The organism is Rhizobium hidalgonense, assembly GCF_002914525.1.
Lineage (GTDB): Bacteria > Pseudomonadota > Alphaproteobacteria > Rhizobiales > Rhizobiaceae > Rhizobium > Rhizobium hidalgonense.
The window spans coordinates 46,931-64,917 of the sequence record NZ_LODW01000116.1; the positions used below are offsets into that span (position 1 = coordinate 46,931).

General features: G+C 57.1%; 13 protein-coding genes. 3 read left to right on the forward strand and 10 right to left on the reverse strand.

The features are described from left to right. Window positions 1-35: 35 nt before the first annotated feature. The 4 genes from ATY29_RS32150 to ATY29_RS32165 form a co-directional block, all read right to left on the reverse strand. Window positions 36-731, reverse strand: coding sequence for an SGNH/GDSL hydrolase family protein (locus tag ATY29_RS32150; RefSeq protein ID WP_097533875.1), 696 nt, complete (start codon window positions 729-731; stop codon window positions 36-38). A gap of 151 nt (window positions 732-882) precedes the next feature. Next, window positions 883-2,190 carry an HlyD family type I secretion periplasmic adaptor subunit gene (locus tag ATY29_RS32155; RefSeq protein ID WP_003565830.1) on the reverse strand — a complete coding sequence of 436 codons (1,308 nt, stop codon included), beginning with the start codon at window positions 2,188-2,190 and terminating at the stop codon, window positions 883-885. Window positions 2,191-2,205: 15 nt separating this feature from the next. After that, window positions 2,206-3,969, reverse strand: coding sequence for a type I secretion system permease/ATPase (locus tag ATY29_RS32160; RefSeq protein ID WP_003565832.1), 1,764 nt, complete (start codon window positions 3,967-3,969; stop codon window positions 2,206-2,208). Between the two features lie 487 nt (window positions 3,970-4,456). Beyond that, the gene (locus tag ATY29_RS32165) at window positions 4,457-6,073 is read right to left on the reverse strand and encodes a right-handed parallel beta-helix repeat-containing protein (protein ID WP_097533877.1); all 1,617 of its coding nucleotides are present in this window, start codon (window positions 6,071-6,073) and stop codon (window positions 4,457-4,459) included. Between the two features lie 689 nt (window positions 6,074-6,762). On the opposite strand from ATY29_RS32165, the gene rapA2 reads away from it, so the two are divergent. Continuing rightward, window positions 6,763-7,473, forward strand: a complete 711-nt coding sequence (gene rapA2, locus ATY29_RS32170; RefSeq protein ID WP_003565837.1) for a calcium-binding lectin RapA2 — start codon at window positions 6,763-6,765, stop codon at window positions 7,471-7,473. Between the two features lie 117 nt (window positions 7,474-7,590). Here rapA2 and ATY29_RS32175 read toward each other — a convergent pair whose 3' ends face one another. From ATY29_RS32175 to ATY29_RS32195, 5 genes are all read right to left on the reverse strand, one after another. Next, a complete protein-coding gene (locus ATY29_RS32175) occupies window positions 7,591-8,295 on the reverse strand; it encodes a hypothetical protein (RefSeq protein WP_003565839.1) in 705 nt (234 codons plus the stop codon). After that, window positions 8,295-10,571: a succinoglycan biosynthesis protein ExoP gene (locus ATY29_RS32180; protein ID WP_025416854.1), complete on the reverse strand. Its 2,277-nt coding sequence runs from the start codon at window positions 10,569-10,571 to the stop codon at window positions 8,295-8,297. The genes ATY29_RS32175 and ATY29_RS32180 overlap by 1 nt, the downstream gene beginning before the upstream one ends. A 47-nt stretch (window positions 10,572-10,618) precedes the next feature. After that, a complete protein-coding gene (locus ATY29_RS32185; protein ID WP_097533879.1) occupies window positions 10,619-11,320 on the reverse strand; it encodes a sugar transporter in 702 nt (233 codons plus the stop codon). A gap of 81 nt (window positions 11,321-11,401) precedes the next feature. Beyond that, entirely contained in the window at window positions 11,402-12,613 is a 1,212-nt protein-coding gene (locus ATY29_RS32190; protein WP_037091494.1) for an SLBB domain-containing protein, read from the reverse strand. A gap of 286 nt (window positions 12,614-12,899) precedes the next feature. Beyond that, on the reverse strand, window positions 12,900-14,324 hold the full coding sequence (locus ATY29_RS32195) for an O-antigen ligase family protein (RefSeq protein WP_097533881.1): 1,425 nt from the start codon (window positions 14,322-14,324) through the stop codon (window positions 12,900-12,902). A gap of 309 nt (window positions 14,325-14,633) precedes the next feature. Here ATY29_RS32195 and ATY29_RS32200 point away from each other — a divergent pair, with 309 nt between their 5' ends. Both ATY29_RS32200 and ATY29_RS32205 read left to right on the forward strand, forming a co-directional pair. Further along, complete coding sequence (locus ATY29_RS32200) at window positions 14,634-15,233, forward strand: transglutaminase-like cysteine peptidase (RefSeq protein WP_097533883.1); 600 nt, start codon at window positions 14,634-14,636, stop codon at window positions 15,231-15,233. 269 nt (window positions 15,234-15,502) lie between these two features. Continuing rightward, window positions 15,503-16,831 carry a UDP-glucose dehydrogenase family protein gene (locus ATY29_RS32205; protein ID WP_003565853.1) on the forward strand — a complete coding sequence of 443 codons (1,329 nt, stop codon included), beginning with the start codon at window positions 15,503-15,505 and terminating at the stop codon, window positions 16,829-16,831. 119 nt (window positions 16,832-16,950) lie between these two features. Here ATY29_RS32205 and ATY29_RS32210 read toward each other — a convergent pair whose 3' ends face one another. Beyond that, on the reverse strand, window positions 16,951-17,745 hold the full coding sequence (locus tag ATY29_RS32210) for a metallophosphoesterase (RefSeq protein WP_003565855.1): 795 nt from the start codon (window positions 17,743-17,745) through the stop codon (window positions 16,951-16,953). Window positions 17,746-17,987 lie beyond the last annotated feature (242 nt).

The window sequence follows — 17,987 nt, forward strand, 5'->3', positions numbered from 1 at the left end:
AGAGCGCGATAACGCGCTCTCGGCAGCGGAGGTCTTCATTCTTTGCAATTGCCGCCGGCAATATGTTTGACAAGTTCCGGCACGATGATGTCGGATGCAATGTCAGGCAGGGGATGGGCGCCATCCGGAATAGCCGCAGCCAGATCCCCCGGCGTCAGACGCTGCCAGTTCGGCCGGTGGTCGACAAACTCCAGGCCCCGTTTCTCTGCCTCCGCCTGATGGGCCGAGATGTAGCTGCCGACAAAGGGGCGGATCAGGCCGCGCAGTCCCGAAAACGGATTCATCGCCATTACGATGATCCGCGATTGTGGTAGGCGCTGCCGAAGCTGGTCTAGGATGTCGCCGATATCCTTTCGGCTTTGCGCAAGCGACACGAAGCGCTGTAATGCTGCGTCGTTAGCATAAAGTTCGATCAGAACGATATCCGGCTCTTCGGCAACGACCCGATCAATCTGGGTCAGAGCCCATAGCGACGTCTCGCCACTCTTTGCAACGCTCCCGATTTTCACCGGCCTCTGCAGGCAGGCTGCAAGCCCTGTCTCGAGAGCGGGCTGCCACCCTCCCCGGGCCGTCAAAGATGTTCCGAAAGCGACTATTTTCAACGGCGGGGAATTCCCGGCATAGCCGCTTTTGGGGGTTGTGAACATCACCAGACACACCAAAAGCAGAAGCCATCCATAGGCCGATCGTCTCTCAATTGGCACCGCTCGCCAAAGCCGCAAACTTGTCATAGAGCAACCATATCTCGGCGGAACCGATAGGTCACGCTTCGGAAATCCGGTTGAAAGGGCAGCCATGCCGTTCTTGACCCAAGCTGCAGCAGGCTCGAGGCAAATTCATGAAGATGAGCTCATGCCGGTAGTGACGGCGGCCGAGCCGCCATCACTCCTCGCGAAATACGTGCTGCATCTGATCGGTCAGCGGCTTCGTCAGATAGGAGATAACATTTCTGTCGGCGATCTTGATGAAGACTTCGGCCGGCATGCCGGGGTAGAGCTTGATCGACTTCAACTTGGCGATGCTTGCAGCTTCGGGCTGGACGCGAACGGGATAATAGCTGATGCCCGTCCGCTCATCCTTGACGATATCGGGCGCGATCGACGTGATCTCGCCGCGCACATCCGGCGTCGTGCGCTGATCGAAGGCGCTGAAACGCACATCGACGGACTGGCCGACATGAAGCTGGTCGATATCGCGAGTGGAGACTTTCGCCTGAACCGTAAGATCGTCATTTTCGGGAACGACGAGCATCAGCGTCTCACCCGGATTTATGACGCCGTTCACCGTGTGAATGGAAAGCTCGTGAATGCGCCCACTGAGCGGCGCTGTAATATCGAGACGGCGGAGTTGATCGAGGGCGGTGCCTCGGCGCTCTTCATTTTCGGCGATCTTCGCCTCGACGTCGGTCAGTTCCTTGGCGATCTCCGAACGGCGATCCTCGTCCAGCTGGATCGTCTGGCGATCGATCTCGATTGCCTTGCCTTCGGCCTCCGCCTTTGCGGCAATTTCCTGGCCGCTATTGCCCTGGAGATCGGCGCGGGCGCGCTTCAGCGAATTCAGCCGTTGAAGCGTGACCAGTCCCTTCTTGTAGAGCGTATCGACGCCTTCGAGCTCCTGTTCGATCAGGCCAAGGGAATCATGGGTCGCATCGATCTGAACGACCAAGCCCTTGATCTGCTCGGCCAGCTGATCCTTGCGCGACGCCAGCTGGCTTTTCATGCCGACCAGCGCCGATCTGCGGCTGTCGAACAACTTCGTCTCGCCGTCGAGCAGATCCCGCGCTGCGGTGCTGGATGTCAGATCGCTGATGTTTTCCGTGACATTAAACGACTCGGCGTCGATCCGTTCCGCTTTCAACCGGGCCCGGCGCGCATAAAGCTGAGCGAGGGTGCTCTCAACGATCGAGAGCTGTGCTTTTGTCGTCGTGCCATCGAGCTGTATCAGGACTTGCCCAGCCGTCACATGGTCATTTTCGGAGACCAGCAGTTTCGACACGATGCCGCCGGTCAGGTGCTGGATCTTCTTGACATCGCCATTGACGACGACCACGCCTTCGCCGATGACGGCGCTCGAAAGTTCCGTCGTTGCCGCCCAACCGCCAATGCCGCAAACGAGTGCGATCGACAACGCGCCGACAATGGCGACATGACGATTGAGGGAGCGTTTCGATTCACTGATGACTTTGCTCACAATCTTCCTTCCGGCCTATTCGGCCGCGTTGCCGTCGACGACGACTTTTAGCTGCGCCACGCGCTCGGCAATCGATGTACGCGCCGGTTCCGGCCGGCTGACCCGCGCCAGAACTTCCTCCTTCGGACCGAATGCGATCATCCGGCCATCTTGCATCATCAGCACGAAGTCGCAGACCGCCAGTACGCCGGACCGATGTGCGATGACGACGACGATGCCGCCGCGTGCGCGCACGCTCATGATCGCGGCACTCAGCGCCCGCTCGCCTTCTTCATCGAGGTTGGAGTTCGGTTCGTCGAGCACGACGAGGAAGGGTTCGCCGTAAAGCGCTCTTGCAAGCGCGATACGCTGTCTCTGGCCGGCCGAAAGCGCGGCACCCCCTTCGCCGATTTCGGTTTCGTAACCGTTCGGCAGACGAAGAATGAGATCGTGGACACGCGCCGCCCGCGCCGCGGCAACCACCGCCTCAGGCGACATCTCCTTGGCGAAACGACAGATATTCTGCGCAACGGTTCCAGAAAACAGTTCCACATCCTGCGGGAGATAACCGATGTGGCGGCCGAGCGCGTCGCCATCCCACTGATCGAGCGCTGCGCCATCGAGGCGGATGGATCCCCTGACGGTCGGCCAGATGCCCATCATCGCCCGCGCCAGCGACGATTTGCCCGAGGCGCTGTAACCGATGACCCCGAGGGCGCTTCCTGCTCTCAATCCGAAGCTGACATCGGAAACAACCAGGCGCTGGCCCGCGGGCGGCCCGCTTGCCAGCCCTTCGACCGTCACCTGCTTGGAAGGCGCCGCCAGCGCCAGCGGTGCCGGAATTTCCGGAATGGTTTTCAACAGGTTCGCAAGCCGCGCCCAGCTTTGCTGGGCGGAAACGAAACCGCGCCAATTCCCGATCGCGGCTTCCACCGGCGCCAGAGCACGCGACGTCAGAATGGAGCCCGCGATGATGATGCCCGAGGAGGCCTGCCCTTGAATGACCAGGATCGCGCCGGTCGCAAGCGTTCCCGATTGCAGGGCAATACGGAAAATCTTCGACAAGGTCGCATATCCGTTCCCGACATCCGACGCCTGCCGGTTGATGAGCCGGAATTCACTATTCTTGCGGTCCCAGATTTCAGCCATGGTGCCGGCCATGCCCATGGCGTGAATGACCTCGGAGTTGCGGATCGAGCTCTGCGCAAAGGCATTGCGCATATTGGCGGCTTCGGATTGCCGTTTTGAGAGCGTCCGCGTTCCCTGGTTGGTCATGAACGTCAGGATGGCGAGAACCAGCGATCCACCGATCGCGATATAGCCGATCGCCGGATGAAACATGAAGCAGATGACGATATAGAAGGGAAGCCAGGGCAGATCGAACATCGCCGTCGGGCCCATGCCGGACAGGAAGGTCCTGATCTGGTCGAAGTCGCGCAACGGCTGAAGCCCGTCCCCGCCGATCTTGACCTTCAACGGCGCCTTGATGAGCGCCCGGAACACCCGTCCATTTACCATCTCGTCGAGCGCACCGGCGACGCGCACGAGCATTCTGCTTCTGAGAACTTCGAACGCGCCCTGAAAAGCGTAAAGGGTTAACGCAAGTATTGCGAGGGCTGCCAGCGTCGGTATGCTTTTGCTTGGGATGACGCGGTCATACACCTCAAGCATGAAGAATGAACTTGTGAGATAGAGAATATTGATGAGCGCGCTGGCTATGCCAATAAAGACAAGACCTCCCTTGCATTTTCGCAAGGCTTTGGATGGCTCGCTAACGTCCGCCGCTGAACTCTGAAACACCAAGTAATCCCTCTCTTACCGCATCGCACGCAGGTATACACCAGCGCCCATTGCAGTTACAGGCCACATCAAGCCCGATCATTGACATAGTCGCATCTGGATCTCGGTACCGTGCCGAATCTCCGCTTGCAAGTTCACAACTAATATAAGAATCCCACCGAAAGATGACCGAAAATTGGAAATTTTTAGCGCGCGACTTCAGGGACCCTGACTTGACACTACGATAAATATACCGGCCCAAGCAAGTGAAAATCCAAGAACCGCCCAATAACTGATCAAAGCGCGGGCAGCATCGCGCGCATAGACACGCTGTTTACTAGGACGTTAACTATAGATTCAATCTAGTTGCTCTGCTTATGGCGGCCGGAATATTGTCATCCTTTAGCCCGATTTCTACAACCGGCAGCAATTCATCACCGTGCATCGAAATCGAGAAACGTCAGCCGGACGAATGTGGCCGACCGACGCTATCTCGTCTTGGCGTGTTTCACACCAACAGATGCGAGGCTTGGCTGGAATGGAATGCGTCGACATTGATGTAAACACCCAGCGAATCCGTATCGATGTGCGAAGCGCCGTCAGAAATTTTGTACTGGAAGGATTCGCTGACCTTCCCGCTGAGGCCGGCGAGCTTCGCTGCGTCCACGGTGTAGGTGTAATCGCCATCGCTCTCGATATGGATGACACCGTATTTCCCCGTAACCGTCAGTCCGTGTTTGTCCACGGCACTGTCGCCAAAGCGGCGGAGCAGCACGCTTCCGTTGGCGGCGCTGTCGTTTTCGAGAAGGTTTCCATGATACGCGCCACCGGTATCGGCGGAAATCTTCAGGCTGTCATGGACTGCGACAATCTTCGGCGGGGCGACTGTCGGCGTAGGCGCTGTCGGCGTATCCGTGACCGGCACTGGGGTGCTGGGCTGCGGCGGTATTTCCGCAGGGTGCTCGACAACCGGTGCCGCAGGCGTCTGCTCCTGGCTCGGTGACGTGTCACCACCCGTGCTGCCGGCGCTGTCGAGCTCGGCCTGCGCTTGCTCGAATGTCTTGTTGTCGCCGACAAAGAACGTGTTTTGGGCGGCGATTGCGGCCGGCATCGTCAGAGTCGATACATCGCTGTCGATAATATTATCGTAGAAGGAGCCCGATGCAGGCCGGTCGACCTTAAGCGCCGAGGAGGACAGATCGTCAAAGACGTTGTCATGAACATCGATATTCTCGCGGATATAGACGGGATTGCCGGCGGCGCTGACCAGAACCCCATACACCCCGCCGTGAATATAATTCCCGCTGATGTCGTAGTTCTTGGCATCGCCCTGATCGCCAAGGCCGATGCCATAGGACCAGCTGTAGCCGCCATATCCCGAGATGTCGTTGTCGTGGATGGATATATTGGTGCCCGCCTGAGCGCTCAACCCGAAGCCGCCGCCGACCAGTGTGTTGCCCTCGACCAGAGCATCATGAGCTCGGACCAGCACCAGAACCCCTTTGGCGCTATTGGTTTGCGTTTGCTCCAGATGATTGTCCTTGACGAGAATGTTGCTGCTGTCGTTGAGCTGAATTGCGTCTGCGGCACTTCCCTGGCTGTTGGTGACGGTGTTGTTGATCAGGGTGACGCCGTTGACCTTTTCCATCCAGATCCCGTCGGAATGGACACCGGTTAGCGTGCTGTTCTGGATGGTGATGTTTTGGCTGCTTTGGAAGCTGACGGATCCGGGCTTTCCGGCAAGCCCCGTATTCGTTACCTCGACATTCCGTACGACCCAGTTCGACACGTTCCCTGCATATATAGCGTTCGCTCCAGTATCAGCGATCTTGATATTCTCGATAACGATATTCGAGGCCTTGGAACCGTGGATGCCGTCGTTGCTGCTGTGAATGACCGGGGCGTCGCCAAGACCGTAGCTGCCAATGGTGATCGGAGCCGTGACGCTTCCGGAGTATTTCAAATCGAATTGTTCATTGAACACGCTTCCGGCAGCAAGCAGCACACTGTCGCCAGGGTTCAGCCTCAAGGATTCGACGGCAGACAACGTCGCAAAAGCCGAGTTCTCCGTGGTTCCGCTATTATGATCGGATCCCGTCGCTGAATTCACGTAGTAGACGGTCATGCTTTGATCTCCCCCAAGGTAATGGAAATCTTCTAAGCGTGGACCTCTCTCCGGCAGCTAAAATGAAACACTAAAATTCTTTCTATCTGTCGATATTCTTCACCGGCTGGCGTATTTTCTTCGTCGGTGACATATTCTTCATGGCGTTAAAGTTGTGTCACACGAAAGAAATACATCTCTACTAGAACCTCAATTTAATAGCAGCCCATTTATGTATCCGGCGGATTGCTGTGGTCATGGCGCCACAACGGCGAAGGTTTCTCCCGCGGCGTATCCGGCGATGGAAATGACAGTGATGAAGCTGGATGATGTGCAGTCGCGAAGTCCGGGCAACGCACCAAAATTACCAGTGAAGAATGGTAGCCCAATGTGATTATTTGACATTCTCACCCTCATGGAGGTGAATATCTGTATTCCTATTGATCATCTCCGAATAAAATCTCTTACCTTTCGAAGAAATCAACCTAGTTGTCGGCATACCCGCGTATTCGCTTATTATTAATGCGCCAAGCTCCAAGTGCTTCGTCCCCTTAACTCGGTTGCATGTGTGCCATTATTGCACACATCGCACGATTAATGTTCATCCTCAGTTAATCTTAGCCTTGACTCGATGTATTAACACATCCTTAATCCCACACGTCGCTAAGGTTAAAATTGGCCAGCGAAGATCAATTCATGGAGAGACAACAATGGCTATTCACGCAACCGACGATACTGCCACATTTCTGGAAACCGACGTCATTTCGGGAAATCTGCTTACTAACGATTCATCCGACAACGGCCACCTATTCCTGCGGGCTTTCGATCAGCAGAGCGTTGGCGCCAAGCAAGGCAACAGCCAGGTCACCGAAATCCAGGGCGACTACGGCACTTTCTTCGTCAAGCCGGACGGCAGCTACACCTATGTTCTGAGCGACGCTGCCAAGGTCAACTTCACCAACGGCGAGTTGCTTCAGGAGAAGGTCTCCTACAAGATCTCCGACGGTAGCGGCCATACCGACGTTGGCCTGTTCACTCTGAACATTCAGGGTGTCACCCAGGTGAAGCCAATCGCAGTCGACGACCACTACAGCTTCAACGAAGGCAGCGCCATCAGCGGCAACGCTCTGGACAATGACATTGCCGGCGACAATGGTCATCTATTCCTTCGTCAGTTCGCCGGGACGAACGTCAACGGCAACCCGAGCGCAACGACCGACGTCGCCGGCACCTATGGCACGTTCCACGTCAAGGCGGACGGTTCATTCACCTATGATCTGGCGGCAGATATCGCTCCGGGCGATCACGTCACGGAAACAATTCAATATTACAAGATCTCCGACGGCGAAGGTCACACGGATGCCGGCGTGCTGACGCTCAATATAACAGGCACGGATTTTGTTTCGGGCGCCAGCGTCTGATCATTCATCTAATCAATTGACGACGCCCGCCGCTCAAGCGGCGGGCGCTGCTGCCCATCAAGCCGTGGCTGACGGCCGTTCTGATTCGGCAGCTGTTTTCCGTAGAGTTACCGACGATTACTTGCTGCAGCGCTGCCGGAATCGCGCTGTCGCTCCGTCCCCAAGCTCTGTCCAGGTTCGATCGAAGATCGGGCGCAGTTGGGGGCTGATTTCTTTGATGGTGGCGTTGACCCTGCAACGGTCGCCAAGTTTCAGCATCGTCAGGAGATCGCTATCGAGCGCAGTCTTTGCTGCTGCAAGCGTTGCATTGGTAAGATCGTTCCAGAAGTAAAATCGGGTCAGAATTATCGCCTCGTCGTGGGGCGCAAGAGCGACGGACCGCGTCATCATTTCCGCAACTGAAAGCGGCTCTTCAGCAATTACAGATTGGACGGCGGCGAGACGAAGCCAAAAGTTGCTGTTCGTCGGCATGCAGGATAACGCATGTTGCAGATAGTGTCGGGCGCTCGATGCCGCGGCAGCCCAGGCGTCATATTCGACGTTCACGTTCTGGCGATCGAGTTGCGCCAGAACAAGTGTCACACCGGCGGCGACAATATCGGAGCGACAATAATGTCCATCGACAATGTCGATAGTCCGCGCTGCGTATTTGGCTGCAATATCATCGCTGACGGTCTCGCCGCGCTCGATCCGTTCAGCGACGATCGAAATACTGGCGGTTCTAATCGAAGCGTACAGCTCTCTGCCGGCCAGCGCCGCAAAGGCGGCGGTGGCGACAAGGAAAGCAATCCGTGTGACCGAAACGAACGGACCGCGAAGCATCAGCTTTCAGTGTAGTATCGCGAGTAACGCTTATAATAATACTCACTGGAGCCGAATGTCCGGTAAAGCTTCATCTGCGACGGATCGACCTTGGTCAATATGGCGCCGACGCATTTCGCATAGAGCTCCGGCTCGGACAGCAGCGTCGACTGCACGACCTTGCGCGATGTCTTTCCCCACTCGATAACGAAAACCACCGCATCGAGCTTCGAGTTGATGGCGCGCGCATCGACGACCGGCGCCAGGGGCGGCAGGTCGACGATAATGTAATCGAAGCTTTGACGCGCTATTTCAAGAAGTTGGTCCATGCCGCGTGATGCAAGCAACTCCGACGAATGCGGGACACGATACCTTGCAACCGTCGGCAGAAATGCAAGCTTTGTTTTGGGATCGAGAAGGATCAGATCCTTGAGTGGACGGCCATCGACGATCGCCTCGAGCAAGCCGGCCTCGGCATGGCGGCCGATCGCCCGGGTAGCACCGGGATTGCGCATGTCGCCGTCGATTAGCAGGCAGCGGGCCCCCTGCATTGCCAGGAGCTTGGCAAAATTGATGGACGTCGTCGACTTCCCCTCGCCGGGCAAGCTTGATACCACGCCGATGACCTTGCAGCGCTGATCGGCCGCGCTGAGGTCGATCGCAATCTTGGCGCTTCGAAGCGTCTCGGCAAAGGCCGAGAGCGGGTGCTCCTCGACATAGGTCGTAGTCTTGCTACCCCTGGCGATGCTTCGAGGATTGCTGGGATCGACGAGCGTCGGATCATCGACGTTATCGTCAACCAGCGGCATGACGCCAAGCGATTCGACATCCAGCACTTCCTTGACGTCGTCACCGGTCCGGAAAAACCGATCCCGGAATTCCCGGAACGCACCTATGCCGCTTCCGACCGCACATCCGAGGAACATCGCAAAAGCGACGACAAGGGCTCTCTTCGGAGCACTCGGCTTCGTCGGCGTCTCCGCCATCGTGATGATGCGCGCAGCGGTAATCGGGAAGCTCTGCTGCTGAATGGCTTCCTGGTAACGCGTCAGGAAACTCTGATAAAGATTCTTGTAGGTATCGCGCGTGCGCTCGAGTTCTCGAACCTGCACCTGCGTTTCACCGGCTGTCGCGGCAATGCCAGTCGCCTTTGTGACGCTGTCACGCAAAGAATTTTCCCGTGACTGCGCGACCTGCAACTCGCTCTGATAGCTCTCGGCGATGCGGTTCAACTCATCGAACATGAGTCTCTTATATTCTTCCATCTCCGCACGCAGCCGAACCGCCTGGACGTGATCGGGACCGAGCCGCGCCTCGATTTCCGTCTCAAGCTTGGAAGCCTCGAGATATTTCTTGCGCAGGTCGTTGGAAATGGAGCTGTCGAGCACATCGGTGACGATCGCATCGGTCTGCTTGGCGTCGATGATCGATTTGACGCGCGCATATTTTGCCTCGGCCTTCGCAGTCTCGGCCTGGGCATTGATCAATTGCGTGTTGATCTCGGTAAGCTGCTGCTCGCTGATCAGCGTACCGGATCCGGCCTCTACAAGCCCATGCTCGCTGCGGAATTTCTGAACCGCAAGGTCAGTGTCCAGCGCCTGCTGCCGAAGTTCTTCGATACGCTCCTGCAGCCATTCGCCGGCCCGGCGTGTCGCCTCATATTTCGAATTGAGTTTGTCGACCAGATAGACATCGGCAATGGCTGCGGCGATCTGACGCGCCATGTCGGGTGACTGCGAGGTATAGCTGACATCGAGAACGTAGGATTTTCCGACACGTTCGACATCGATATTGCCGGCCACAGTTTCCGCAGCCCACCGCCGCCTCATTTCCATATCGGGGGCGACCGCCGCGTCGTCGGCAAACCATGATTTGAAATTGAACAAAGACTTCAGCGTTGCGACTGAAAACAACGAATTCCGCTGTGCGTTGAACACCGGATCGTCAACCAGTTTCAATTTGTCGACGACAGCATAGGCGATCGTGTCGGACTTCAACAGCTCGACCTGGCTCAGCACAGTTCCTTCGTCATCGTCCATCTGGCCGAAAGCCGCCAGCTGGTTGATGACCTGATTGTCGCTGCGGTCGATCAGCACGCTTGTGTCGGCGGTGTAGACAGGCACCGACGTCAGGACATACACAACGCCGAGAATGGCGAAGGCGAACGCGCACGCCGCAACCATCCGCCACTGTCGGCGGGCAATCGCGATGAGCTTGTCGAAATCGATGAAGTCAGCTTCGTTTCCCGTATCGCGGGAGGGGTCGATACGCGGCGTAAGTTTATCTGGCGATAGCAATTTCGATCTCCAACAAATCAAGCGCTAAGATCTAAGGGCAATTCCAGCTATTGTATGACCGCGACACTCGGACTCGTCGACTGCGTCGTGTCGGAGGAGGATTGACCTCCCCCATTTGTGCTGACAATCGTCGTGGTGCTCGAAGATGAATCGTCGCTGGCGTTCGAAACCTTCAGCGTACCCGCAGTCGTCGCGGCGCCGTCAAAAGGCGTGCCATCGTCCGCGCCGGGGCCGGTTTGGCCAACCTGCCCGTCGTTGCCGATGCCCGATGCAGCAGCGGCAGCGCTGGCACCCGGACCGAGTGCAGCGGTCCCGCCTTCGGCAAGAACCTTTGCAAAGGCTGCGAGCAGCGGCGCAAGGTTGGGATCGGCACTCGCCGCGTCGGCAACGGCCTTTTCGATCGCCAGCTTGAATTGCGGATCCGACACCTGGCAGCTGTTCGCAGCCCGTCCAAGACCGGAGCCGATTGCCGCCATCTGCGCGGCATTGGCCTTCTTGGCCTGTTCGATCACCGGCGACAGCGCGTCATTGCTGGTCCCGACCAGAGCGCGAACACGCGACGACAAAATCAATGGATCGGACATGTCGAGCAGAACGGCGGGATCGGCCGTAAACCCGCTGATATCAACGGAAGTGAGATTTGCCGGCCCCAGGCAAGCAGCCGCAGAAGCGCTTGAATTCATGCCGGCGAACATCGCCACGGCAATTCCCCCATATGCAAGCTTACGACAAACACCAAACCTTGCCATATCAGTGGCTTCCTTCATCAAATCCACTATCAGAAACAATGCGCGGCGTCGACCTTGCGATCAACGCCGCCTACATCTCAATCAATTTCCGAGATCCTGGACCGCGTTGCGGGTATCCCTCGCGTCGTCCGTTACTCCGGAAACAGTGGACGATACCGAGTTTACGATGTCAAGGAACTTGACCAATTCAACCGAGTCCGAATTGGAAATATAGATAATGTCCTTGTCTTCCATCTTGAATTGCTGAACGGCAAACAAGGTTGCCGGGTCCCGCAGATTCGCGCGGACGATCACCGGAACCGTCTCACCCGCAAATCTCGTCGTGTCGACCTGCATCGCTGCAACCGTCTTCTTCGGGACCAGGCGATAGAGCAGGACCTGGGCCGGATCGGCACGGTCGTCGCGCAAACCGCCCGCCTTGGCGATCGCCTCTCCGAGGGTCAGGTTAGACTCTTCGAAATCGAAGCGGCCGCTGACGCCTGCGGCGCCGAGCGTAAGATAGGTGCGGCGCTCATGATCGATCGAGATCGTATCGTCAGGCGCAACATAGATATTTTCCGCCGGGTTCTTCAACAACGTATTATAGGCGACGGTCGCCGTCTTGCCGCGACGCTGCAGCGTTACATTCGTTTCGATATTGTTGGTCGTCAAACCGCCCGCAGCGGAAATGACATCGAGAACACGCTCACCGGCCGGGCTGATCTCGACACGCTGGGGATTGTTGACGTCGCCGAGCACGGCAACTTGGCTGGAGCGGCTTGTCGTGGTGGTGATGACCACCTGCGGCTCGATCGCGCGGCTCGCCAGGCGATCTTCGACATCCTGCTCCACAGTCTCCTTGAGGCGACCGGCAGCCGGAACACGACCCGCATAAGGAATTGTGATCGTTCCGTTTCTATCAATGGTCTGGCTTGGCAACGAGATATAATTGCCAGGTCGGCTGCCGGCATCGGACGGAATGAACAGACCGCCGGACTGAGCTTCAAAGATGGCGACTTCGACGACGTCACCGAAACCGAGCGGAATTTCAGGCGGCCCACCGCGACCACCGCCGAACCCCTTGAAAGACGTCGGCTGCGGAGAGGTAAAATAGGGCAGAACATTTTTGCTAAGATCGATCAGGGCGTAGTCGATGCCGACGCGACGCTCCTTCGTTGTCACTTTCACCGCCGCATCTCGATCAACATCTTTATGATCGGGTCCGGATCTTGGCAACGACGTGCAGCTTGCTAATATAGTGGTTAGCGCTACAACAATGGCGACGCGTGTACTAACGATACGAGAACAACCCATAGAATAACCTGTGTTGACGCCCCTGAAGCTACTGCCCCGCAATCTGGCAAAATACAAGACAATCCCCGATCAATAACACTGAAGGCCGATTAACATTCCCCTAACTGTGGCAGGCTGGCAACGCCAAGCCCTTGAGGAAGCGAAAAACGACCCAGTCCAACTTTTCTGGTGTCGTAACAACCCGAAGGCTAGACCCGCTATAAAATTTCTTGCGTTTCAGAGTCAACAGTTCGCACCTGCACAATCGCTATTTTTCAAAAACCTTCATAAACCATCCATTTAAATTTCAGTTGGTGAGCGGCCGCTCATATGCCACATCCGCCCCTCCATTGCTGCGCCCAAGGCTTATGGCGACAACCGCACTGAGGAAGGCGGAATAAAACACTGCAAAACCAGGTATTTGCAGGGAGAAATCGACCGCCGCGTGAAGGGCGACCAGAACCGTTGCGGAGATGCCAAGAAGAACGCAATGCCTGAGACGCCGCCTTTGAGCGAGCCCCTGCCAGAACACTCTGGCAAGCACTGAGAAGACAATGATCGCCGCAACCGGGAACAATATCCCGAGGCCCAGAAATCCTTCGAGATAGAAATTATGCGCTCGGTCGAAGATCCCGAAAATTCCGCAGGCTGGATCGCGGTAGGCGGAAAATACCGTCCGGAAGGTTCCGAGGCCGGTCCCGGTTAACCAATGATCCGAAATGGCACGCCATATGCCCGGCAGGATGCAGAACCGATCATCATCCTCGAGCCGCCGCTCTTGCGCGCGCAAAATCGCCTGACCTGCAAATACCGTCAGCAGCCCGACGACGAAACCGATCGCCGCGAGGAGCTTCAGCATCGATCGCCATCCCGGCGCCGATTTCAGATAACGCCGCGAGCCGTTCCAATTCATGACCAGCCAGGGAAAATAAATGAGAGCGGCAACAAAGGTCGCGAATATGCCGGCGCGCGAGCGGCTCAGCATCAGTGCGGTGAAGCATGCGCACAAGAGCAGCATGTAGATCCACGATTTCACGAGAAGCGTGTTTCGGCAGGGCTCGCCAGGCGGATGGTTCGAATAGGAACGGGCGATGTCTCTGACCAAAGTCAGCATCAGCAGTGTTCCAAGCCCGAGGAAGGTCGCCGCGGTATTGCGGTTGACGAACACCGCCGTCAGGCTGTCGAGGTAGGCGTGTTTCTCCACGACGACCAGCATGTTGGGAAACAGTAAAAACTGCAGCAGGCCGAAAACAGCAATGACGCCCGCAGCAAGCCCGAGGCCGGCCAGCACTTTCCTAGCGCGCCGATCAGTATCGCATAAGAGAAGCCCGGTTAGGAACGTGACGAAGGGCAGCGCCACCCAGAGGATCGACGCAAGCGTGTCGGCGGGCTCGACGGAGATCGCCGCGTAATCGGCGCCCGCCAGGTCACGGGCGGCGTTCCAAGCGGGATTAGCCAGCCAGTGCGACGGCAGTTCGATCGTCTGAATCAACGTCCACCCCGTGAGAACGATCAGCAGAAACAACGCGATGTCGAATACCCATCTACTCTGCCTCGGCTCACCGAACAGAAGTCCCGAGATAAATGCCAGAGCAAACATTCCGATCGCCGCGAAGGCGAAAGGAAAGGGCGTGACGCTCCCGAACGGAATGAGTGTCAGTATAACCAGTCCGATAAAGGCGAAGAGAACAACCTCTTGCAAGATCGACCGGTTGATGAGGTTGGATGACATTTGAATTCGTTTACCAGAGTAGGCGGGAGCCCAAGCCATTGCAACCGAAGCGGTTAATTTACTCGTACTAACATAGGTTGAACATCAAACACTTGCGTGCTAAAGTGTAACAGAATTCCACATCGTTTAAAATTGTCGCGAAAGGCTTAAGCCAATCGAGACAAGACCTGGCTATGCTCCTTCCAAGCAGCAGAAACGGGACAGAAGTTCTGCGTCCAATACTTGGCACATCATCAGATCGCCATGCCATTGACCGAGAAAAAAGGCAAGCCTGATCTTAATCGGTGGCCCTGAACCGGGATTTAAGAGATGAAGAAAACATTCGTTACACTTCTGGCTCTGGCCTTTACAGCAGGGAATGCCTGCTCGGCATTTGCCGCCGGTCCCGCGGGTTTCGCACGCGGCCTGAATGGCGGTTCGGCGGTCAGCTATATCTCTGAAAAAGGCAAGATCATTCCGCCCTTCGCCCAGGTATTGTTCTGCGCCCAAAACCCGTCCGAATGCCGCGACAATAACGGTCTCGCGGTCGTCGCGCTCACCGATGAGCAGATGCTGCAACTGAAGAACGTGAACAGCACGGTGAATCGGACGATGATCGGTCGCAACGACCCCCACAACGAGTTGAACGGCGACGTCTGGAAAGTCAATGTCCGCAGCGGCGACTGCGAAGATTTCGCACTCACCAAGCGCAGCCGGCTGATTGCGATGGGCTGGTCGTCGCGCGCTTTGCGGATTGCGACGGCATACACGCCCTCCGGTGAAGGGCATGCCGTCCTGGTGGTTCGGACGGACAAGGGCGACCTCGTGCTCGACAACAGGCAAAGCAGCATCAAGAACTGGCGGGACACCGATCTGCGCTGGGACAAGATTCAATCGGGAACAGACCCCTATGTCTGGTACCGGCTGTAGAGATTTGGGCTATGGGAAATCTAAAATCGGCCTTCCGGAATTGAAGTCGAGCCGTCTCTGACGAACGGCTCGACTTGTCACATTACCCACACAAACCTATGATTTTAGCTGTCGAGGGGGTGGCCGGCGACGAATTGCCGTGCACGCCGTTCGATTTTCGATGTGGGTATCAAAGCGATCTTCGATATTGTCTTTTCGCCCAGATTAAGTATGACGGACGCCATGCTGCGACGCAGCATGATGTCCTACTCTAATGATTTGAGGGAATTATGCGCATCACGATGATTGGATCAGGCTATGTCGGCCTCGTTTCAGGCGTTTGCTTTGCGGATTTCGGCCACGACGTCATCTGCGTAGACAAGGATCTGAGTAAGATCGAAGCCCTTCGCGAAGGCCGCATTCCGATCTACGAGCCGGGTCTGGAACAATTGGTGGCCGAAAATACCAGCACCGGCCGGCTGTCGTTTTCGACGGATGTCGGCGAAAGCGTCCGTGGCGCCGACGTCGTGTTCATCGCGGTCGGCACGCCATCCCGGCGCGGCGACGGCCACGCGGACCTTTCCTATGTCTATGCGGCTGCGCGCGAGATTGCCACCTATGTGGAAGGCTTCACCGTGATCGTCACAAAGTCGACCGTACCGGTCGGCACCGGCGACGAAGTCGAGCGCATCATGCGCGAAACCAATCCTGCGGCGGATGTCGCCGTTGTTTCCAATCCGGAATTCCTGCGCGAAGGCGCGGCAATCGAAGATTTCAAGCGTCCCGACCGTATCGTCGTCGGGCTGAATGACGACCGGGCACGCGAAACTATGACCGAGGTCTATCGTCCGCTTTACCTCAACCAGTCTCCCTTGGTCTTCACCACCCGCCGCACATCGGAACTGATCAAATATGCGGCTAATGCGTTCCTGGCGATGAAGATCACCTTCATCAATGAGATTGCCGATCTCTGCGAGCGGGTCGACGCAAACGTCCAGGACGTGTCGCGCGGTATCGGCCTCGATGGCCGTATCGGCGCCAAGTTCCTGCATGCCGGTCCGGGTTACGGCGGCTCTTGCTTCCCCAAAGATACGCTTGCTCTTGCCAAGACGGCTCAGGATTACGACGCGCCGGTCCGTCTGATCGAGACGACGATCTCGATCAACGATAACCGCAAGCGGGCGATGGGACGCAAGGTCATCTCGGCCGTCGGCGGGGACATTCGCGGTAAGAAGATTGCGATTCTCGGCCTGACCTTCAAGCCGAACACCGACGACATGCGCGACAGCCCGGCGATTGCCGTTATCCAGACCCTGCAGGACGCCGGCGCCCAAGTGGTCGGCTATGATCCCGAGGGCATGGAGAACGCCCGCAAGGTGATCGAGAACATCGAATATGCGAGCGGCCCCTATGAAGCGGCCGCGGGTGCGGATGCGCTTGTCATCGTCACCGAATGGAACCAGTTCCGCGCGCTCGATTTCAATCGCCTGAAGCAGTCGATGCGCGCTCCAGTCCTGGTCGACCTGCGCAATATCTACCGCAGCGACGAGGTCCGCAAACACGGCTTCGCCTATACCGGCATCGGCACCAATCTCTATCAGGATTCGACAAACGCCTGACAGGTTCTGGTGAACCGATAATCATCCTGACGCCGCGGAGCAAAAAACCGCGGCGTTTTGGTTTTTGGCGCACCGCGCCGAAAAGCCTGAACGGTTCGGTCGGCATCACGCCTTCAGATCTAATTAAGGAGCCCGACCCGCGTTCCTTTTATCGTCAGCACGGTCAGCCGGCCCGTCGCCGAGACTGCGGTGTCGATGCCGATCCGTTGCGGACCGAATGTCGGGGTTCGCGCCGGAGTATGCCCGTGGATCACCAGGACGGGAAGCTGCGGCCCGTCATCCAGGAAGGGTTGGCGGATCCACATCAGGTCGCTGTCCTTCTGCTTCTTGAGGTCGATGCCCGGTTTGATGCCGGCATGGACAAAGACCACCCTGCCCATCCGCAGCATGATCGGCAGCGATTCCAGGAATTGGATATGCCGCTCGGGGATCATGTTGCGAATGACGCGGGTAATCATTTCGCTTCCAGCCGCCGACTGCAGCAGGTGTTCGATATCGATACCGTATGAGTGCAGTGTCTCCGTCCCGGCAAAGCCGAGCCATTCAAGAATGCGCGCCGGTTTGCGATAGAGCTTCACCAGCTCCGCGTCGTGATTGCCGCACAGAGCGAAACGCTGAAATCCCGCCGGCGGGTTCTTGCTCAGGAACTCCAGCACCGCGCTCGAATCAGGCCCGCGATCGACATAATCGCCGAGCATGACGATAAGTTTCGGCCCCGGAATGCGCGCGGCATCCTCCTCAATGCGGCGATGCGCCTCGACGAGCTCTTTATAACATCCGTGAACATCGCTCATCGCATAGACGGCAGCGAATTCGCCTTCGGCAAACGTCAGCCGAGCGCGTCCTTTGCGGCTGCCGGCCAGTATCGGTATCTGTTGTCGCCACGGCGCGAGATAGTTAAACATGTAACCCATTTATGAGGTCCGACAGCCCGCGAGGTTGTCGGAAAAGCTCGATTTCCTGCCCATCCTTGCAAAAGTATCAGGCTCACTGTTCAAAAAGAAATTGGCGTGATCACGGCCTCATCCAAACTGTAACCGGAACCCGGCGTGAAAAAGCCTATACCGCGGGCACTTCAGCCTCGCGTCGAATCATGCAGATCGGCTTTCCGAGGCACATCGTCTCGCCCTTTACGCAACGCACCCGCGACAGCGAA